This is a genomic window from Cupriavidus sp. WKF15 (assembly GCF_029278605.1).
GTDB lineage: Bacteria > Pseudomonadota > Gammaproteobacteria > Burkholderiales > Burkholderiaceae > Cupriavidus.
This window is the reverse complement of the sequence record NZ_CP119572.1, coordinates 617,422-637,576: the sequence shown is the minus strand read 5'-3', so window position 1 is coordinate 637,576 and position 20,155 is coordinate 617,422. Positions and strand designations below refer to the sequence as shown.

Genomic DNA, 20,155 nt, shown 5'->3' with positions numbered 1-20,155 from the left:
CTTCAGAAGTACTGGGGCGCAGGCGGCTGGGGTGGAACGGGTGCGGGATGTGGCAGCAGGTCGAAGGGACTGGTGGTGGCGCACACCGTGCTCGTCGCCAGCTTGAGGTACCGTGCCGTCGTAGCCATGCTGCGATGTCCCATGAGCAGTTGGATCCTGCGTACATCAGCACCGGTCTCCAGCAGATGAGTGGCAAATGCGTGCCTCAAAGAATGTGGTGTAACGGGTTTCGTGATACCGCTGCGGTCACGTGCAAGCTGGCATGCGTCGCCCACGGCATGGCGGCTGATGGGCCGCCCCGGAATGCTGCCTGGAAAAAGCCAATCCCTCGGGTGGGCGTCATGCCAGTACAGTCGCAGGACCTCGAGCAGCCTCGGCGAGAGCATTACGTAGCGATCCTTACGGTTCTTGCCCTGGCGCACGCGGATCATCATCCGCTGGCTGTCGATATCGGTGACCTTCAGATGCACGACTTCGGAGACACGCAGGCCGGCCGCATAGGCGGTCATCAGGATGGTGCGATGCTTCAGGCTGGGAATCGACTCGAAGAATCGCGTGACCTCCTCGAAGCTCAGGATGACCGGGAGCTTCATGGGCCGCTTGGGCAGCGGAAAGTCCTCGTCGGTCCAATCGCGCCTGAGCGTGATGCGGTACAGGAAGCGCAGCGCGCCGACGGACAGTTGCACACTCGCTGGCGCGAGCTTACGTTCGTTGGTCAGGTGAATGATCCAGGCACGGATCTCTTCAGGGCCGAGTACCTCTGGTGAACGCCGGAAGTACCGGGCAAAACTGGAAACCTGCAGGAGATAGGTCTTCTGCGTGTTGACTGCAAGGTTGCGGATCTGCATGTCGTGCAGCATGCGTTGGCGCAGTGGCGTCATGGCGAGCCTCCTGGAAGCAGTGGGTGGAATGCCCAACCGGGCGTTCACATACTGCTCCTGGCTTCACCGCTGCCCACCTCGGGGTCCAGCGCCAGACAACCTTCCTTATGAAACGTCAGCCACGGACCTGTGCCCACCTCCCACTACCGCGTCAGCGGTTTAGTACAACGACCCCTATGCTCAGGTCACAACTATGTGTAGGTCGCGGTGGAGCGTATGGTCGAGTCCGCCGGCGGCGCGGGTTTTGGGATGGTTAATCCTTGCAACCTGCGCATAGTTTCCGCTGCGGATCGACGGGGTGTCGCCACTGGGAGACGCTACGATGGCGGCCGAGGTTTGGCGTGCCGAACAAGGGCATTACACTCGCGCCCGGCCAGCAGAACACCACGGCTGCGTCACCGTTATGTTGATTCCAAACTTGGGAAAGGGACCACGGCCGTTGCCTGAATGAAGACTGCCGACACCACGATGCATCGATTATGGGCATGGGATACGCGCAGGCGGCTCAGACGGACGTTATAACTATGCGCATGCAGTATCGCGGCAAGTTCCCATCAGAGTGGCTCCAGCACCAAGGATTGCACGCCATCTGCGCATAGTTGTGACCTGAGCATAGGGGTCGTCTTCGGCCCTATGTGAACCGATCCTGAACGAGCACTCGGTCGTTTCAGCGTCGGGCCGCAGTCGGCCAGACGGACGCAGGTTTTGATGCTCAGGGCGGCAAGTTAACACACCGCTCGGCCATTCCAGCCTTTTCACCCTAAGCGTCATCTGCAATGAACAAAACCCGTGCAAGCCTTCCAGCCTGCAGGGGTTTCGCCGGCGTCGACGGTGCGGCCGCTGAGTTGGTTCATCAGGGAACAGGTATGAAGCCGCCCGTGATGCTCTTGGTCGAACTTCCCGAACAAGTCACCTCGATCGCGATAACGTCCGTCTTCCGCCGGTAGCCGTTCCGTTGATAGCGATTGCTTTCAACATACGCCGAGTCCATTTCCGATCGAAACTTAGCGTACCGTCGGAACTCAGTTGCAACCGCCCGGCACGAGTGGTATGCCCCTTGCGTAAGTCAAGCCTAATGCAACTCTTCGACACGGGCAGGTGCCACGACCTTGCTTTTCTCCGTCGTACGCGCATGTTCGGCGCACAGCTTCTTCCTGGCGACCCGAGTGACTTTATGGGCCATTTACGTCCCATCGAACGCGGTTATGTCCGTGGGATGCGGGGATCCACCTGTCCCAAATCGTCTTGTATTCTATACAATAAGAATTTGTAGCTCGCTCTCCAGTTTATCGTGCAGGGATGGCGGGCTTAATGCGTCGATGACGATCTGCCCGTCCAAGTCGACCGCATATATCAATTTGAAAAATGGTTTGAACGGATACTGCTACGCGCAAGTACTGTTCCCCCAACCGCAGATCCATGGCGGACCTAGCAGTTAGCCCCAGAGCAGCAGGAATACCGTTGATGTCATCCAATCTAACCACCGAAACTCCAGCCACCGCATTCCTACGCCAGCATAATATCAACTACACGAGCCATTTTTACAAATACGAGGAGCATGGTGGCACATCCGTCTCATCTCGTGAACTACAAGTATCAGAGCATGAGGTCATAAAAACCCTCATTATGCAAGATGAGAAAAAGCAGCCCCTTGTCGTTTTGATGCACGGGGACTGTCAAGTCTCCACCAAAGAGCTGGCTCGGCAACTCGGACGTAAAAAAATCGAGATCTGCGACCCGAGCGTTGCCAACCGTCACTCCGGATTTTTGGTAGGCGGAACGAGCCCATTTGGCACCCGAAAGAAAATGCCAGTGTGCATCGAAGAGTCTATACTGGCTCTTCCTTGGATATACATAAATGGTGGCCGTAGAGGTTTTCTCGTTTGCCTTGATCCTGCCGACATAGTGAAATCATTGGCCCCGGAAATTGTCAAGGCAGCGATAGTTTCGTGATCTCAAGATTATTTCCCATGGCTCAATTTCTGATTATTGGCGTAACATTCTGAACCGTCTTTACTGCACGGAGAGTCTCGAGTTCGGCAGTCAGTTCGAGAATAATGCGATCGGCCTCAACGAGAAGGGACAGCGCATTGTCTCTTTGAACCTGTAAGGTTTTTATCTTATCCCTTAACTCCTTATTTCGCGCACCTTGAATTAGTTCCGTCTGTCGAGCACTTGGTTTTTTCTCAATCGCGGACTGCGCCAACCACTGTTGTATCTCCGCGATGAATGTGGGGAATCTAGATTTCCGAAGAGCTGAAGGATCGTAACCCGCTTCTCTTGCAATATTGTTCTGGGAGACGACCGTGCCCTTTGGCAATCGTTGAGGCTGATCGGTCTGAAGCCTCTTAAAGGCATCTCGAAAGGCTGATTCTGCTCGATTCATACTACTCCTTTTGCAGATCGATAACACTCAATGCTGCTTCGGCTGCGGCTAACTGAGCGCTCAGTGCTGCCGCGTATGGACTTTCTGACTCGGCCGCCGCGAGTCGCATTTTAATTTGCGCTCGAAGTATTTCGATTTTGTCGCGTCGCCCTCTGTCAAAGAGCGCATCGGCGCACGCCGGTTTCCCATCTCCCCCGGCACATCGGACGATATTTTCCACGCCCCCGAAAGAGCAAGGACCTCGCTTAGTGCACCCACCGAGTAGCGTCTCCCGCCAAGCAACTTTCCCCTGTTTTCCCGCTTCCACTAGTTTAGCGTGGTCCTTCGTTTGAACCATTCGAATAATCTCGGACTTCCGCTTCTCCCCATGTGGGCTCACATAGCGCTCATCCAGCAATTTCGTGAACTCTAACGCCAAGGTCTCATACATCGTCCTGATAAAAGTCTTTTCAGCATCTTTGTCCAGACGCACGTGTGAATACCCTCGACCATAGTAATGGGTCATGGCCCGTCGAGAGTGCTTCAATAAGTATTGCATTGACCCGTCGGATACTATGCCGGACGCATGCATATTGACCGCTCCGGTCCGTCTAAGCTGATGCCAGGCCAGGGGCCATAGCGCCCCAACGCCAAATTGCTCGGCGTTGAGGCTTGGAGTCACTAGTCGCGCGATGTTGAAGTCTTCTTGAGTGACGCGTAATTCTTCTCGATCGAAAAGCAAAGGAAAGGATTCTGAAACCTGGCGGTACGTTAGGCCCTGTGGACGCACTGACATGGATTCCTGCAACTCCGCATGTGTCATAGACGACCAAGGAGCGTAGCTTCGCGATAAAAGGTAAGGGTTAGAGAGCGCCGCTTTATCTAGCGGCGTTCGGTTCGTATGCTTGACCCACTCCATACGAAGCCGAGACACAGATGCCATAGCGTCCACGGCCAATTTCACCGACGGCGCGGTCGGCCACACCGTGGAGAGACCTCGGTTCGCTTTGTTTGCCTTCCCCCTGATCATGTGAAACGTACCGAACCGGTCGTCATACTCGGTTTCCCAGCAATTCGCTTGCAGGCTCCAAGCCTCGCCAACCCGAAGCAACGAAAAGTTAAGGATATACGCCAGACCTACGTAGCTAATCAAGGAAGCATACGTTCCCAAGTTCTTAATCGACTGACGATTCAGATAGGTCTCATCCCCTATCCATTTCTTGAATAACCCCGCCGCATCATATCGGCGAGCAAAATCCATAAATTGTTCAGACAAACGAGATTCAGATGCAGCTATGCTTGGATTTTCGACATAAATTCGAACACAATCCCGATACATAGAATCAAAGCCGTTCTGATGGATTTGAAAATCATCGAGACATTCCCGCAAACGCAGAACTTGATACTTCCATATTCGCGGCGGAATATAAGGAGTTTGCCGATCGGATGTATCACCGACAGCAGCTCGCAAACGCATTAATCCAGGCCCATCCAATAAGATGAACCCAATTTCACTACTACCCTCTAAGAGTGCATGTCCTATATTAAGCAACCGCTCCTTCGCTCCCGTAGACATGATGGAAAAAATCTCGTCCTGAAGCGCTGGATACTTATAGAGCTCAGAAATTAGTAGATTGTACTTTGCACAAGTAACACCAATTCTCCTCCACTCGTAGAATCTATCTCGCAGAGATTTGACTGTTTCGATCGTCCTAGACTTAAATATCCACCATGCGCAGACTTGCCGAAGAAGCTGCGCATTGGCCTCGCTTAGCTGGCCCCGAGCTTTTGCACGCCCCTTTGGCTCGCCGAAATTCAAAATGACTGGATGATTTTCCCAACACCGAAAATCCCAAATCGAATCACCGTATCTACTGACGACGGCTCCCGCAGCATCGACAACGATCGGGAAATCTGGAGGTGGTGGCCACGTCGGAGGTTGGTGAGCGCGACGAAACGCAACGAATCCGTCATGGACGGTCGTATCGTCATGTTTGCGACTGTTCTTCACGAAGCTCCTTCCATGAGTTGTATGAATCCGTCCCACTTCGGATGAAAATCCTCTTCGTCAACACGGGCTAACGCCTCCCGTACCCAGTCGGCGCGCTTCACGCTACTAGCGGCAATTTGCCCAATTTTGAGACTAAGCCGCTCAATTGCCAGATGGGCCGGATGTACCGCCGAATCCCTCCTAGGATTCCTATATGAGCGAAACTCAAGAGCTTTGAGATATCTGTAACTAACGAGCGACCAGACGTGCTCTTCGCTATCGATATCCCGTTGTTGATTACAGAAAAGACAGCCGGCAGCATTGGTGCAATCTGGTTCTGAGGCCCCGATAGGTGTGCCAGGCATTTTTTCTGGAGCGCTCTGTGCGCAGCCGCCTGGGCCCGGGCATTCTGCCAAAGATTCCGCCGAGTTGTGATAGCGGCAAATTTCCACGAGCGCGATTTGTCGACTTGGTATCACATAAGATTCATTGAGAGTCCCTTCGGCGTGCCCATGCATTCTCGCTGTGAGCCTCGGGTCTTTGCTCTCCCGTAGAATCCAATTTATTCTCGCCTTGCGCAAGACTCGGCTGGCAAAATACTTGACCCCCACTTTACTGCAGAAGTCTTTTAAATTCTCGAATGCCACGACATTATGAGCCGCACGACCTTTTGTAATAAACGGGAAAAGCCGACCATCCTCTGGAAAATTACAATCGCGCCATTTCAAATACCTCTCAAATATCTCCCTATATTCTCTAAATATTTGAAACTCAACATCTCCATGCCGCCTATCTTTGTACGTTCGATAAACTTCGAAGTCTTCTCCTGCGGCGCGAAATTTGAATTTCCCAACAGGGAGCACGTGGGCTTGCTGTAGATTTATCCCAGTTTGAGCGATAAAAATCGAAAGTTCCGCGCCTATGCGCAAATTAAATATTGGCGCCCTAGCCTCCCGAGAGGTATCTGCTTCATAGGCTCGTCGTTTTTGAAGCGTTGACAAAATAATGCTTGGCTTGCGATCCGCACGAAGAGTTCTAAGTTCCTCCGCCGGCCCCCAAAGCTTCAACCAATTCTCGTATGTTTCACCGGTTCGCAGCGTTACCCTTATCGGGAGCTTCCCGAAAATAACCTCATCGGTAAGAGTACCAACGAGATCGACCAAAGCACGGCCATAGCGAAAAATATCCTCCAGATTTATATCTTCTCGTTCTTTTGCGGAACATAACCTATCCCATCGGCCTCGAGGCCTTCGAAGACGACTCTTTCTCAGAAGGCTTGTTTGTAGATCAAGCGCACTATCAATCACCTTCGCAACGGCGACAGCGCACTGGTATGCGTGTAGCTCACTGATACTGTGGATTCTGGAGGACTTGTATATCAGATACTCCGTCCACATCAAATACCCTTCCGCCAGATTTCTCAAGCATATGTTAGGAAAATAATCATCTACCCAGGAAAAAAATTCCTTTATTCGGCGGATGCTGGTATCCGCGGACCCACGGCTACCCCCGCGGGTCAAATTTGCCAGGATATACTCGTGCACCCTCTCTATTATCGCGACGCGATCCATCAGGGGTTTACCCAATTCCCCCGCCTCAATAAGACGCCCCACCTCTCGCGAATTTGCATGCGCGCCGCCCAAATAGAGAAATACTTTCAAATCCCATGGGATTTCATGTACACCAAACGCCACCATGGGAAAGGTGAAATTCGGGATCCGCGAACTAGGCCGATTACTTTTCATGACTGCGTTTTCGAATGATGCCTGTGAACTGCAAAGCGAACGCATTCCCCATCTTCACCCTAATGGAGTTCTCTTTAAGAAATCTAATATATTTTAGCGATGTAGATTCATTAGCATGAAGTAACGCCTCTTTTATAAATGAAATGGCAATTATCTCACCACCAACATTCATTGCGATTTCCGCAAGCGCTGTCGCGAAGCTACAGCGCGATTGGTGGAAATTGAAGTCGCCCAAACAACTCACCCCATTCTTCACACCGATCTGCCGCAGTCGATTCATCTCCACATTGATGGCATTACCGGAATTAGCCCCAAACCTTGCATAGCGGTTACCATATTTGGTCAGGAATACAAGATCCTTGTTCTCTGCTCGAGCCAAAGCCTCTCGATGAAGGCGGTGTGTATTACTCGCATAGGCACGAACTTCGTCGAGAAGGACCTTTGGAATTCGCACCTGTCCATTTACGCCAAATTTGGTGTGAACTGGAGGATCGGCATTTGGCCCCACTGATATTAGGTGAATTTCCTGAGAATAAGGATCAGGCACGGCTCTGTCCAAAGAGGAAATTTTAAGATCGCAGATAGTGCCGATCCTCATTCCAGTATAAAATCCAAGAGAAAGCATCAGAAAGATTTCATCACTACAAAAATTCCTGGCAATCATTAATATCCGATCTCTTTCCTCACTGCTAACCGGAAGAAGTCCGTCTTCGAGCAGCAGTCTATCGACTCTCCTGTTTGGGATTGCTAATTCTGAGCTTTGGACGGAAATCGATCGCTCGAAACCAGATTGATCTACTTTGGTAATTCGAATATTTTTATCCTTCCACATCGTTATTGCTGGATCGATTAACGCATTGGCGAGAATCCAGCGGTAAAACTGAATCACAGAGGCCATGTAATGCGAAGTTGTTGATGGCCGAAGCACGCCTTCCCTCCTCGCCTTAATTAGTGCACCTCTAAATCTATCAAGACACCGATCCGCCCGCCTTCTGGGAAAATGCCGCCAATCACATTTGGACTCCTCAAGCCACCTCGCATACCAAAGGAGTCCAGCAAAATTCGAACGAACGGTTTGGATGTCTATCCTGCCGTTTCCCAGCGCACGCTCTAATGCCCACAGATTGGCCTCTCGCCATGGCGTGCCATCTGCCCAGACTATCTGCGGCAATGTCTCGACGACCTCGCCGACAGCAGAGCGCAGCTTCTTGTCATCACCCTGGAGCCGCCGTGGGACGTACCGAATGAGTTCCAGCGTTGCCATGCATCCCCCTCGAAACCGTTCGCAAGCACGTGGGCTCGGCCCGCACCTTTCCCTCTGTGGCCGAGAAAAATAGCCAACCCACTAACGACCTTCGTCCATAAGCTAGTCCATGGAATGTGGATGTCAATAACCCCAAACTAACGTGTAATGACGTGGTCAAGACCCTGGTCATGGAAGACGAGCGCGCGCAGCCGCTGGTGGTGCTGATGCACGGCGACTGCTCCGTTTCCACCAAGAACCTGGCGCGCCAGATCGGCTGCAAGAGCGTGCAGCCGTGCAAGCCCGAGGTCGCGCAGCGGCACAGCGGCTACATGGTCGGCGGCACTTCGCCGTTCGGCACGAAGAAGCGCATGCCCGTGTACGTGGAAGCGACGGTGCTGGACCTGGAGCGGATCTATATCAACGGCGGGCGGCGCGGCTACCTGGTCAGCCTGGATCCGAAGCTGCTGACCGCGCTGGTCGATGCCAGGCCCGTGGAATGCGCGCTGCCTGACTGAGGCGGCCCGGTCCAGGCGGTATTGGGGAAGTCACGGTCGTGATGAGTCCGCCGCCGCGCTACAATCCCGCCAATTCCAGACAAGGCAGCCACTGCCCGCGCATCCCCTCATGGCCAACCTGCTATTCGCTCTCGCCGCCTACCTGATCGGGTCGGTTTCCTTTGCCGTCGCCGTCAGCAAGGTCATGGGCCTGCCCGATCCGCACAGCTACGGCTCCGGCAACCCGGGCGCGACCAATGTGCTGCGCACGGGCAACAAGAAGGCGGCCATCTTCACGCTGCTCGGCGACGCGCTCAAGGGCTGGCTGGCGGTGTGGCTGGCAACCCGCTTCGGGCCCGCCTACGGCGTCGATGACAACGGCCTGGCGATGGTGGCGCTGGCCGTGTTCCTCGGCCACCTGTTCCCGGTGTTCCACCGCTTTGCCGGCGGCAAGGGCGTTGCCACGGCGGCGGGCATCCTGCTGGCCATCGACCCGATCCTGGGCCTGGCCACGCTGGCCACCTGGCTGATCATCGCGTTCTTCTTCCGCTACTCGTCGCTAGCCGCGCTGGTCGCGGCGATTTTCGCGCCCTTCTTCCATGTGCTCATGGATGGCATCGACGCCATGGCCGGCGCCATCCTGGTGATCGCCATCCTGCTGATCGCGCGCCACCGCCAGAATATCGCCAAGCTGCTCGCCGGCAAGGAAAGCCGCATCGGCGAGAAGAAGAAGGTCTAAATGCAGCGCGGCACGCGCGCGGACGAGCAGAAAAACCAATAAGAGAAGCGCGCGCGCCCGCGACGTTGATGACAGGTGCCCTGCCCACTAGTGCGCCGCGCCGCAGCCGAAGGCGATGATGCGATACCGGTGTTAGCAGGCGGCCACCGCCCTACATGGGGATCGTACTAAAGCCGGTTATCGGAGGCACTGGTTCTGACTCACTATGCGTAGCAGGGTCGAACGGGCAACCACGTTTTGCGAGACCAAAGCCGCTTGAACACAAGGAGCGCATCGTTGATGGCCAGCCGCCAGGCGACGCGCTTTTCTGCTTACTTTTGTCGCTCGGACAAAAGAGTAAGTCGCCGGCTACGCCGGCGAAACAGCAGCGCCTGCCAAGCACGACGACCACCAAATCCCTACGCCCCCACCGCCCCCCCAAACAACATCTCAACCCGAAACCCACCCTGATCCGCATTCACCAGGTTGAGCTTGCCCCCAGCCTGCCGCACCAGCCGATCCACAATCGCCAGCCCCAACCCCGAATGCGCATTGCCGCCGCGCGCCGGATCCAGCCGCACGAACGGCAGCGTGACGCGTTCCTTGTCCGCCTCGGGAATCCCCGCGCCCTGGTCTTCAACCACCAGCAGGTAGCCATCCGCCGTGCGCGTAGTCGCGATGCACACCGGCGGTTTGCCGTAGACGTAGGCATTGTCGACCAGGTTGCCGATGATCCGGTCCAGCTGCGTGGCGATCATGCGGAATCCATCGCCCGCGCCAAGCGACAACACCACCTGCCGCTCCTGCTCCGCGAGCGAGGCGGCCAGCTCATTGACGCGGCGGTCCACCGACACCGGCCGCGCGGTGGGCTCGCTGGTTTGCGCAAAACTCAGGAACTGCTCGACGATGGCCGCCATGGAGTCGACATCGCGCGTCACGCCCGCCGCGGCCTTGGGGTCCGACAGCATCTCGGCGCGCAGGCGCAGCCGCGCCAGCGGCGTCTTCAAATCGTGCGCAATGCCGGCCAGCATGGTGTTTCGCTCCTGGTCGATGCGCGTCAGATCCGCCACCATGCGGTTGAAACGCTCGATCAGCTGGCGCAGCTCATGCGGGCCGCGTTCGCGCAGCGGCGCCACCGGCTGCTGCCGCGACAGTTGCTCGGCGGCCGCGGCCATGTCGCGCACCGGCCGCTGGATCTGCCACGCGATCAGCAAGGCAAAGATGATGGCCACCCCCACCACCAGCATCACGCCCGGCACCAGCCGGTTGTCGGGGGGCGGATTGTGGACCCACAGGATCGGCATCGCGATCCAGTCGGCGCGCGTCGGCAGCTTGATCCAGAGCCGCGGCGTGGCCTCGTCCTCGATACGGATCTGCGTGCCTTGCGGCAGGCGCGTGATGAACTGCTCCACCAGCCGCCGCGAGCGGCCCTTGGGCACGATGGTGTGTTCTTCGGCACTGGCCGCGCTGGCCACCTCGACCAGGCTCGGCAGCGGCACGGGCGGACGCGCATCGAGCGCCCGCTGGATGCTGGCGAACTGGAACAGCATCTGCTCGACCGAGTAGTCCACCTGCTGCTGGCGCCGGTCCATCCGCAGGATGGCCAGCCAGGAGAAATGGCTGATCACCAGCACGGCGGCAATCAGCAGCGCCATGCGGCCGAACAGGGTATCGATACGCAACTTCATGTCGGGACTCGTCGTTGCCACCCTGCCGTCAGACGGACAGCCCGGGCGGCATGGGCGTCACTGCGGAATATCTTCGGCTTCGTCGGGCACGAACGTGTAGCCGCGCCCACGCACGGTCTGGATGTAGCGCGGACGCTGCGCGTCTTCGTCGAGCAGCCGGCGCAGGCGCCAGATCTGCACGTCGATGCCACGGTCGCTGATGCCGCTGGCGGTGCCATACATCAGCTCGACAATGCGCTCGCGCGACAGCACCTCTAGCGGATGCATCAGCAGCAGCTTGAGCAGCGCGAACTCGGTGTCGCTGATCGACAGCACCTGGTCCGCGCGCTGCAGCGAGCGCTGGCGGAAATTCACGCGGAACGGCCCGAACGCGACCGCTTCGCGGTCTTCGGGCGCGGCCGCGGGGCGCGCCAGCTTGCGGCGCAGCACGGCATTGATGCGCGCCAGCAGCTCGCGCGGCGAAAATGGCTTGCCGAGATAATCGTCGGCCCCGATCTCCAGGCCGACGATGCGGTCGATCTCGTCGCTGCGCGCGGTCAGCAGGATCACCGGGATATCGTCGTTCTTCGCACGCAGGTTGCGCAGCGCCGTCAGGCCATCGACCTTGGGCATCATCAGGTCCAGCACGATCAGCGCCGGACGCTCGCGCTCCAGGCGTGCCTGCAGGCCGTCGCCGTCGTGCAGCACGGAAACGGCAAAGCCTTGCTGGGTCAGGTACTCGCGCAGCAGATCGCGCAGTTCAGGGTCGTCGTCGACGACAAGGATCTGGGTGGGCTGGTTCGTTCGCATAGGCACATGATAGTCAGGCTGGCCGCTCTGCTGCCGGATCTGGCTGGCGGCTTTGTTTCCGGAGGTTACACGGGCGGCGCTGGTAATCCTCTGTAATAAACCGGCGCCCCGCGGAAACACGTGCATCCGGCGTCTCACATTATCCTTGCGCCATGGCATGCCCTTGCGCTGCCCGGCCAAACCCACAGGCCGCTGCCCGCTAGGGCAGAACCCCACGCCAGATGGGGCTAGTGCCGCACCTGATGCGGCATACTGAAGCATCGCCGCGCCCGAGACCGCGCGAAGAACGCCGGCGCAAACCGCGCCGCTCCCAGGATTCCGGACATGTCCAACCCCGAACAAGGCCAACCACCCAACCCGCCGTCCCGCCCTCCTCAGGGACCCGCCCGCTCCCCGCGCCGCAAGCTGATTGCGGGGGCCCTCGTCGTGCTGCTTGCAGGAGGCGGCTGGTACTGGTACAGCCACCGCGGCGCCAAGCCGGACGTGCAGGCGGCCCGCGGTCCCGGTGGCGGTGCCAGCGGTCCGGGCGCCCCCGGGCGCGGCGGCCCCGGTGGCCCCGGCGCGCCGCGCTCGCCGGTGGTGGTGTCCACGGTCGCGCAGCGCGACATGGACGTGGTCCTGAACGGCCTGGGCAACGTCACGCCGGTGTCCAACGTCACCGTGCGCGCCCAGGTGTCGGGCCCGCTGCTCAAGGTGCTGTTCAAGGAGGGCCAGATGGTCAAGGCCGGCGACGTGCTGGCCGAGATCGACCCGCGCCCGTTCCAGGCCGCGCTGGACCAGGCCGTCGGCCAGCTGGCGCGCGACCAGGCGCTGCTGCAGAACGCGCGGCTCGACCAGAAGCGCTACCGGACCCTGCTGCAGCAGGATTCGATCTCCAGCCAGCAAGTCGATACGCAGGACGCGCTGGTGCGCCAGTATGATGGCGTGGTCAAGACCGACCAGGGCAATGTGGACAACGCGCGGCTGCAGCTGGGCTACACCAGGATCGTGGCGCCGGTGTCGGGCCGCATCGGCCTGCGCCAGGTCGACCCGGGCAATATCGTCAATACGTCCGACACCAACGGCATTGCGCTGATCACGCAGATCCAGCCGATTGCCGTGCTCTACACCATCCCCGAAGACAACCTGCCCGCCGTGCTGAAGAAGCTCAATACGGGCGAAAAGATGCCGGTGCAGGCTTGGGACCGCCAGATGCGCAACCAGCTTGGCGACGGCGCGCTGCTGACCACCGACAACCAGATCGACACCACCACCGGCACGGTCAAGCTCAAGGCGATCTTCCCCAACGCCGACGGCATGCTGTTCCCGAACCAGTTCGTCAATGTGCGCACGCGCATCGACACGCTGAAGGACGCCACGGTCATCCCGGTGGCCGCCGTCCAGCGCGGCCAGCAAGGCACCTTCGTCTACGTGGTCGACGACAGCAGCAAGGTCAAGGTGCAGGTGGTCACGCTCGGCCCCGGCGACGGCACCCGCATCGCCGTGCTCAAGGGCGTGGAGCCCGGCCAGCGCGTGGTGGTCGATGGCGCCGACCGGCTCAAGGAAGGCATGACCGTGGAAGCCGTAGACCCGGCGGCACGCGCGGCCCAGCTGGTGCCCGCCAGCCAGCCGCGCGGGCGCGGCCGGCGCCGCGACGGCAGCGGCTGGGGTGGCGCCAGCGGCGCCCATGCCGAGGGCGGCGCCAGCGCGCCGCAAGGCGAACACCGCCGCCAGCGCGAAGGCGCCGGCGCCGGCGCCAGCGGCGCCGCGGCCGAAGCCCCCGCCCCGCGCCGCCAGCAGTAAGGAATCCGCATGAACCCGTCTCGCCTCTTCATCGAGCGCCCGGTAGCCACGGCGCTGCTGATGCTGGCCATCCTGCTCTCGGGGCTGGTGGCCTACCGGCTGCTGCCGCTGTCCGCGCTGCCCGAGGTGGACTACCCCACCATCCAGGTCACCACGCTGTATCCGGGCGCCAGCCCCGACGTGATGACCTCGTCGATCACCGCGCCGCTCGAGCGCCAGTTCGGCCAGATGCCGGGGCTCAAGCAGATGTCGTCGTCCTCGTCGGGCGGCGCGTCGGTGATCACGCTGCAGTTCGAGCTGAGCCTGCCGCTCGATGTGGCCGAGCAGGAGGTGCAGGCGGCCATCAATGCCGGCAGCAACCTGCTGCCGTCCGACCTGCCGATGCCGCCGGTCTACAGCAAGGTCAACCCGGCCGACGCGCCGATCATGACGATTGCCATGACTTCGGACACGCTGCCGCTGCCCAAGCTGCAGGACATGGTGGACACGCGCGTGGCGGCCAAGATCTCGCAGATCCAGGGCGTGGGCCTGGTCACCATCAGCGGCGGCCAGCGCCCCGCGGTGCGCATCCAGGCCAACCCGGCCGCGCTGGCGTCGCTCGGCATGTCGATCGACGACCTGCGCACCGCCATCGGCGCGGCCAACGTGAACGGCGCCAAGGGCAGCTTCGACGGCCCGGCGCGCGCGTCGACCATCGACGCCAACGACCAGCTGCGTTCGGCCGACGAGTACAAGCAGATCATCATCGGCTACCAGAACGGCGCGCCGATCCGCATCACCGACGTGGCCGAGATCGTCGACGGCCCCGAGAACAGCCGCCTGGCCGCCTGGGCCAATGCCAACCCCGCCATCATCCTCAATATCCAGCGCCAGCCCGGCGCCAACGTGATCGAGGTGGTGGACCGCATCAAGTCGCTGCTGCCGCAGCTGCAGGTCGCGCTGCCGGCCTCGGTGCACGTGCAGCTCATGACGGACCGCACCACCACCATCCGCGCGTCGGTGCACGACGTGGAATTCGAGTTGTTCCTGGCCATTGCGCTGGTGGTGATGGTCATCTTCGTGTTCCTGCGCAATGTCTCGGCCACGGTGATCCCCGGCGTGGCCGTGCCGCTGTCGCTGGTCGGCACGTTCGGCGTGATGTATCTCGCCGGCTTCTCGATCAACAACCTGACGCTGATGGCGCTGACCATCGCCACCGGCTTCGTGGTCGATGACGCCATCGTCATGATCGAGAACATCATGCGCTACATCGAGGAAGGCGACTCCCCGATGGAAGCCGCGCTCAAGGGCTCCAAGCAGATCGGCTTCACCATCATCTCGCTGACGTTCTCGCTGGTGGCCGTGCTGATCCCGCTGCTGTTCATGGGCGATGTGGTCGGGCGCCTGTTCCGCGAGTTCGCCATTACGCTGGCGGTATCGATCCTGATCTCGGCCGTGGTCTCGCTGACGCTCACGCCGATGATGTGCGCGCGCTTGCTGCGCCATGTGCCCGAGGCAGAGCAGTCGCGCTTCCACAAGACTACCGGCCGCTTCTTCGACAACGTGATCCACCGCTACGGCGTCGCGCTCGAATGGGTGCTCGACCGCCAGAGGGCCACGCTGGTGGTGGCCATCGCCACGCTGGTGCTGACCGGGCTGCTGTATCTGCTGGTGCCCAAGGGCTTCTTCCCGGTCCAGGACACCGGCCTGATCCAGGGCATCACCGAGGCCGCGCAAACCACGTCGTTCCAGGCCATGGGCCTCAAGCAGCAGGCCGCGGCCAAGGTCGTGGCGCAAGACCCGGCGGTGGCCAGCGTGTCCTCGTTCATCGGCGTGGACGGCTCCAACACCACGCTCAACGCCGGGCGCATGCTGATCAACCTCAAGCCCAAGGGCGAGCGCGATCCGATCGACGTGGTCACGCAGCGGCTGCAGCACGCGGTGGAAAAGCTTGGCGGCATCTCGCTGTACACGCAGCCGGTGCAGGACCTGACGATCGAAGACCGCGTGTCGCGCACGCAATACCAGTTCACGGTGGAAGATCCCGATCCGCAGAACCTGGCAACCTGGGTGCCGCGGCTGGTCGAGCGCCTGCGCCAGGAGCCCGAACTGCGCGACGTGGTCAGCGACCAGCAGAACAACGGCCTGCGCGCCTATGTCGACATCGACCGCGATGCGGCCGCGCGTTTCGGCATCACCACCGCGGTGATCGACAGCGCGCTGTACAGCGCCTTCGGCCAGCGCCTGGTGTCGACCATCTTCACGCAGTCGAGCCAGTACCGCGTGGTGCTCGAAACCATGCCCGAGTTCCGCAAGGACCCGCAGTCGCTCGCGGAGCTGCGCCTGCCCTCTTCGTCCGGCGGACAGGTGCCGCTGGGCGCGTTTGCGCGCATCAGCGAGCGCACCGGCCCGCTCGTCATCAACCACCAGGGCCAGTTCCCGGCCGCGACCATCTCGTTCAACCTGGCCCCGGGCGAATCGCTGGGCGCCGCGGTCGACAAGATCAGCGAGGTCGAACAGGAACTGGGCCTGCCGATCTCGATGCAGACCGAGTTCCAGGGCGCCGCGCTGGCGTTCCGCGCGTCGCTGTCGAACACGCTGTGGCTGATCCTGGCCGCGGTGGTGACGATGTACATCGTGCTGGGCGTGCTGTATGAGAGCACCATCCACCCGGTGACCATCCTGTCCACGCTGCCGTCGGCGGGCGTCGGCGCGCTGCTGGCGCTGCTGCTCGCGGGGCAGGACCTGGGCATCATCGCGATCATCGGCATCATCCTGCTGATCGGCATCGTCAAGAAGAACGCCATCATGATGATCGACTTTGCGCTCGAGGCCGAGCGCGAAGGCGGCATGGCCCCGCGCGAGGCCATCTTCCAGGCTTGCCTGCTGCGTTTCCGCCCGATCCTGATGACCACCATGGCGGCACTGCTGGCGGCGCTGCCGATGATGCTCGGCACCGGCATCGGCTCGGAACTGCGCCGCCCGCTGGGCGTGACCATGGTCGGCGGCCTGCTGCTCAGCCAGGTGCTCACGCTGTTCACCACGCCGGTGATCTACCTGGCCTTCGACCGCATCGCCTATCGCCTCAAGGACTGGCGCAAGCGCCGCTTCGGCGACCCCGAAGAAGGCGGCGATGAAGGCGATGCGTCGGCAGCGGGGCCGCGATGAACCTGTCCGCCACCTTCATCCACCGGCCGGTCGCGACGGCGCTGCTCACCATCGGCATCCTGCTGGCGGGGCTGGCGGCGCTGCGCCTGCTGCCGGTGTCGCCGCTGCCGCAGGTGGACTTCCCGACCATCTCGGTATCGGCTTCGCTGCCCGGTGCCAGCCCCGAGACCATGGCTGCCACGGTGGCCACGCCGCTGGAGCGCGCGCTGGGCACCATTGCCGGCGTGACGGAGATCACCTCCAGCAGCTCGCTCGGCTCGACCCGCGTGACACTGCAGTTCGACCTGTCGCGCGATATCGACGGCGCCGCGCGCGACGTGCAGGCGGCCATCAACGCCTCGCGCGCGACGCTGCCGACCAGCCTGCCGAACAACCCCACCTATCGCAAGGTGAACCCGGCCGACGCGCCGATCATGATCATCGCGCTGACGTCGCCGACCATGTCGCGCGGCCAGCTCTATGACGCGGCCTCGACCATCCTTTCGCAGAAGCTGTCGCAGGTGGAAGGCGTCGGCCAGGTGACGATCGGCGGCTCGTCATTGCCGGCGGTGCGCGTTGAGCTGAACCCGACCGCGCTGAACAAGTACGGCATCTCGCTTGAGGATGTGCGCAATACCATCAGCGCCACCAACGCCAACCGGCCACTGGGCACGCTGGAGAACCGCACGAACAACTGGCAGGTGTATGCCAACGACCAGGCGATGAAGGCGAGCGACTACATGCCGCTCGTCATCCGCTACGCCACGCCGGGCACCTTCTCGTCGGCGTCGGCCGGCGCGCTGATCGCCAGCACCGCCAACGCCGCCGCCATGGGCGGCGTCAGCACCAAGGTGGTCAACGGCGTGACCGTGACCACCATCACGACCAGCAGCGGCACGACCACCGTCACCAGCGGCGCGACCGGCGGCAACAAGGCCACCAGCGGACCGAATTCATTCTCCGTGCCGGTACGCCTGCAGGACGTGGCCAGCGTGGTCGATTCCGTACAGGACATCCGCAACGCTGGCTCCGCCAACGGCAAGCCGTCGGTGCTGCTGGTGCTCAACCGCTCGCCGGGCGCCAACATCATCGAGACCGTCGACCGCGTGCGCGACATGCTGCCGACGCTGCAGAAGATGATTCCCGCGGCCATCTCGATGGACGTGATGATGGACCGCACCCCGACCATCCGTGCGTCGCTGCGCGAGGTGGAGCACACGCTGATGATCTCGGTGGCGCTGGTGATCATGGTGGTGTTCCTGTTCCTGCGCAATGTGCGCGCCACGTTCATCCCGAGCGTGGCGGTGCCAGTGTCGCTGATCGGCACGTTCTCGGTGATGTACCTGGCCGGGTTCTCGCTGAACAACCTGTCGCTGATGGCGCTGACGATTGCCACCGGCTTCGTGGTGGACGATGCCATCGTGGTGCTGGAAAACATCTCGCGCCATATCGAGGAAGGCATGAAGCCGCTCGCCGCCGCGCTGCGCGGCGCGCGCGAAGTCGGCTTTACCGTGCTGTCGATGAGCCTGTCGCTGATCGCCGTGTTCATCCCGCTGCTGATGATGGGCGGCATCGTCGGGCGCCTGTTCCAGGAGTTCGCCATCACGCTGTCGGTAGCCATCCTGGTGTCCCTGGTGGTGTCGCTGACCACCACGCCGATGATGTGCGCGCGCCTGCTGCGCCCGGCCGTGCCCGAGGAAGAGCGGGGCCGCTTCTTCCGCGCCAGCGAGCATGCGTTCCGCTGGCTGCATGATGGCTATGCGCGCACGCTGGCCGTGGCGCTGCGCTACAGCGCGGTGGTGTGGCTGGTCCTGCTGGCCACGGTGGCGCTCAACGTCTGGCTGTACGTGATCGTGCCCAAGGGCTTCTTCCCACAGCAGGACACGGGCCGCCTGATCGGCTTCATCCGCGCCGACCAGGCCACCTCATTCCAGGCCATGCGGCCCAAGCTGGACAGCTTCATCAGGATTGTCCAGTCGGATCCGGCTGTGGAGAACGTCACCGGCTTCACCGGCGGTTCGCAGCGCAACACCGGGCAGATGTTCGTCACGCTCAAGCCGCTGTCGCAGCGCAAGGAAAGCGCGGACGCGATCATCGCGCGGCTGCGCGTCAAGCTGTCCAAGGAGCCGGGCGCAAGCCTGTTCCTGCAGGCCGTGCAGGACATCCGCGTCGGCGGCCGGCAGAGCAGCTCGCAGTACCAGTTCACGCTGCAGTCCGACGACCTGCAGGTGCTGCGCGACTGGGAGCCGAAGGTGCGCGCGGCCATCTCCAATATCAAGGGGATCGAGGACGTCGACACCGACACCAACGACAAGGGCCTGCAGACTTCGATCATCATCGACCGCGACGCGGCGTCGCGCCTGGGCGTGACCGCGCAGCAGGTCGATGCGGTGCTCAACGACGCCTTTGGCCAGCGCCTGGTGTCGACCATCTACAACCCGCTCAACCAGTACCGGGTGGTGATGGAATTGAGCCAGGAATACCTGGAGGGTCCGCACGCGCTGCAGGACATCTACGTGGTCACGGGCAACGGCCGCCGCGTGCCCCTGTCGGCATTCGCCACGGTCATGCCGAGCAGCACGCCGCTGGGCGTGAACCACCAGGGGCAGTTTGCGGCGTCGACGATCTCGTTCAACCTCGCGGAAGGGTTCTCGCTGTCGCAGGCCACCGACGCGATCAAGCGCGCCATGGCCCAGATCGGCGCGCCCGAGACGCTGCAGGCCAACTTCCAGGGCGGCGCCAAGGCGTTCCAGGACTCGCTCAAGAGCCAGCCGATCCTGATCCTGGCGGCCATCATCACGATCTACATCGTGCTGGGCGTGCTGTATGAGAGCTATGTGCACCCGCTGACGATCCTGTCGACGCTGCCGTCGGCGGGCGTGGGCGCGCTGCTGGCCCTGCTGGCCTTCAAGACGGAGTTCAGCATCATCGCGCTGATCGGCGTGATCCTGCTGATCGGCATCGTGAAGAAGAACGCGATCATGATGATCGACTTCGCCATCGATGCCGAGCGGCGCGACGGGCTGTCGCCGCGCGACGCCATCCACCGCGCCTGCCTGCTGCGCTTCCGCCCGATCCTGATGACTACCATGGCGGCGCTGCTCGGCGCGGTGCCGCTGGCCATCGGCCGCGGCGACGGCGCCGAGCTGCGCGCGCCGCTGGGGATCTCGATCGTGGGCGGGCTGGCGGTGAGCCAGCTGCTGACCTTGTACACCACGCCGGTGGTCTACCTGACGCTGGACCGCTGGCGCCTGAAAGTGAAGGCCTGGCGTGAACGCCGCCGCGGCGCCCCGCACGGCTCCGCGCCGGCTGCCGGCACCGAATGATGAAG

Annotated in this window: 12 protein-coding genes and 1 pseudogene; 6 read left to right on the top strand and 7 right to left on the bottom strand. The window is 61.1% G+C overall.

What is annotated here, in order from left to right:
- Positions 1-2: 2 nt before the first annotated feature.
- On the bottom strand, positions 3-881 hold the full coding sequence (locus tag CupriaWKF_RS03025; RefSeq protein WP_276099564.1) for a site-specific integrase: 879 nt from the start codon (positions 879-881) through the stop codon (positions 3-5).
- 1,464 nt (positions 882-2,345) lie between these two features.
- Between CupriaWKF_RS03025 and ybaK the strand changes: the two genes are divergently transcribed.
- Entirely contained in the window at positions 2,346-2,834 is a 489-nt protein-coding gene (gene ybaK / locus CupriaWKF_RS03020) for a Cys-tRNA(Pro) deacylase (protein ID WP_276099563.1), read from the top strand.
- 22 nt (positions 2,835-2,856) lie between these two features.
- On the opposite strand, the gene CupriaWKF_RS03015 is transcribed toward ybaK, so the two are convergent.
- Genes CupriaWKF_RS03015 through CupriaWKF_RS03000 form a run of 4 tightly spaced genes read right to left on the bottom strand, consistent with a single transcriptional unit; the run spans position 2,857 to position 8,245 of the window.
- Positions 2,857-3,267: a hypothetical protein gene (locus CupriaWKF_RS03015; RefSeq protein WP_276099562.1), complete on the bottom strand. Its 411-nt coding sequence runs from the start codon at positions 3,265-3,267 to the stop codon at positions 2,857-2,859.
- 1 nt (position 3,268) lies between these two features.
- Positions 3,269-5,257, bottom strand: a complete 1,989-nt coding sequence (locus CupriaWKF_RS03010; protein WP_276099561.1) for a hypothetical protein — start codon at positions 5,255-5,257, stop codon at positions 3,269-3,271.
- Positions 5,254-6,981 (bottom strand): hypothetical protein, encoded by a 1,728-nt coding sequence (locus CupriaWKF_RS03005; RefSeq protein WP_276099560.1) that lies wholly within the window; start codon positions 6,979-6,981, stop codon positions 5,254-5,256. Before CupriaWKF_RS03005 ends, CupriaWKF_RS03010 begins: the two co-directional genes overlap by 4 nt.
- Complete coding sequence (locus CupriaWKF_RS03000; RefSeq protein WP_276099559.1) at positions 6,971-8,245, bottom strand: site-specific integrase; 1,275 nt, start codon at positions 8,243-8,245, stop codon at positions 6,971-6,973. Before CupriaWKF_RS03000 ends, CupriaWKF_RS03005 begins: the two co-directional genes overlap by 11 nt.
- A 146-nt stretch (positions 8,246-8,391) precedes the next feature.
- Here CupriaWKF_RS03000 and CupriaWKF_RS02995 point away from each other — a divergent pair.
- Both CupriaWKF_RS02995 and plsY read left to right on the top strand, forming a co-directional pair.
- A pseudogene (locus tag CupriaWKF_RS02995) lies at positions 8,392-8,742 on the top strand (YbaK/EbsC family protein); the annotation flags it as partial.
- Positions 8,743-8,851: 109 nt separating this feature from the next.
- Positions 8,852-9,460, top strand: a complete 609-nt coding sequence (gene plsY / locus CupriaWKF_RS02990) for a glycerol-3-phosphate 1-O-acyltransferase PlsY (RefSeq protein ID WP_276099558.1) — start codon at positions 8,852-8,854, stop codon at positions 9,458-9,460.
- A gap of 398 nt (positions 9,461-9,858) precedes the next feature.
- On the opposite strand, the gene CupriaWKF_RS02985 is transcribed toward plsY, so the two are convergent.
- Both CupriaWKF_RS02985 and CupriaWKF_RS02980 read right to left on the bottom strand, forming a co-directional pair.
- Positions 9,859-11,127, bottom strand: a complete 1,269-nt coding sequence (locus tag CupriaWKF_RS02985; protein ID WP_276099557.1) for an ATP-binding protein — start codon at positions 11,125-11,127, stop codon at positions 9,859-9,861.
- Positions 11,128-11,184: 57 nt separating this feature from the next.
- Entirely contained in the window at positions 11,185-11,916 is a 732-nt protein-coding gene (locus tag CupriaWKF_RS02980) for a response regulator (protein ID WP_276099556.1), read from the bottom strand.
- Positions 11,917-12,240: 324 nt separating this feature from the next.
- On the opposite strand from CupriaWKF_RS02980, the gene CupriaWKF_RS02975 reads away from it, so the two are divergent.
- The 3 genes from CupriaWKF_RS02975 to CupriaWKF_RS02965 are packed head-to-tail and all read left to right on the top strand — an operon-like array spanning position 12,241 to position 20,150.
- A complete protein-coding gene (locus tag CupriaWKF_RS02975; RefSeq protein ID WP_276099555.1) occupies positions 12,241-13,698 on the top strand; it encodes an MdtA/MuxA family multidrug efflux RND transporter periplasmic adaptor subunit in 1,458 nt (485 codons plus the stop codon).
- A gap of 9 nt (positions 13,699-13,707) precedes the next feature.
- Complete coding sequence (locus tag CupriaWKF_RS02970) at positions 13,708-16,845, top strand: MdtB/MuxB family multidrug efflux RND transporter permease subunit (RefSeq protein WP_276099554.1); 3,138 nt, start codon at positions 13,708-13,710, stop codon at positions 16,843-16,845.
- Positions 16,842-20,150 carry an efflux RND transporter permease subunit gene (locus CupriaWKF_RS02965; RefSeq protein WP_276099553.1) on the top strand — a complete coding sequence of 1,103 codons (3,309 nt, stop codon included), beginning with the start codon at positions 16,842-16,844 and terminating at the stop codon, positions 20,148-20,150. The genes CupriaWKF_RS02970 and CupriaWKF_RS02965 overlap by 4 nt, the downstream gene beginning before the upstream one ends.
- Positions 20,151-20,155: the final 5 nt, after the last annotated feature.

What these genes read in the sequence shown, in the direction of transcription:
- CupriaWKF_RS03025 (WP_276099564.1), bottom strand. Translation starts at nt 881, where the DNA reads ATGACGCCACTGCGCCAACGCATGCTGCACGACATGCAGATCCGCAAC.
- ybaK (WP_276099563.1), top strand. Translation starts at nt 2,346, where the DNA reads ATGTCATCCAATCTAACCACCGAAACTCCAGCCACCGCATTCCTACGC.
- CupriaWKF_RS03015 (WP_276099562.1), bottom strand. Translation starts at nt 3,267, where the DNA reads ATGAATCGAGCAGAATCAGCCTTTCGAGATGCCTTTAAGAGGCTTCAG.
- CupriaWKF_RS03005 (WP_276099560.1), bottom strand. Translation starts at nt 6,981, where the DNA reads ATGAAAAGTAATCGGCCTAGTTCGCGGATCCCGAATTTCACCTTTCCC.
- CupriaWKF_RS03000 (WP_276099559.1), bottom strand. Translation starts at nt 8,245, where the DNA reads ATGGCAACGCTGGAACTCATTCGGTACGTCCCACGGCGGCTCCAGGGT.
- plsY (WP_276099558.1), top strand. Translation starts at nt 8,852, where the DNA reads ATGGCCAACCTGCTATTCGCTCTCGCCGCCTACCTGATCGGGTCGGTT.
- CupriaWKF_RS02985 (WP_276099557.1), bottom strand. Translation starts at nt 11,127, where the DNA reads ATGAAGTTGCGTATCGATACCCTGTTCGGCCGCATGGCGCTGCTGATT.
- CupriaWKF_RS02980 (WP_276099556.1), bottom strand. Translation starts at nt 11,916, where the DNA reads ATGCGAACGAACCAGCCCACCCAGATCCTTGTCGTCGACGACGACCCT.
- CupriaWKF_RS02975 (WP_276099555.1), top strand. Translation starts at nt 12,241, where the DNA reads ATGTCCAACCCCGAACAAGGCCAACCACCCAACCCGCCGTCCCGCCCT.
- CupriaWKF_RS02970 (WP_276099554.1), top strand. Translation starts at nt 13,708, where the DNA reads ATGAACCCGTCTCGCCTCTTCATCGAGCGCCCGGTAGCCACGGCGCTG.
- CupriaWKF_RS02965 (WP_276099553.1), top strand. Translation starts at nt 16,842, where the DNA reads ATGAACCTGTCCGCCACCTTCATCCACCGGCCGGTCGCGACGGCGCTG.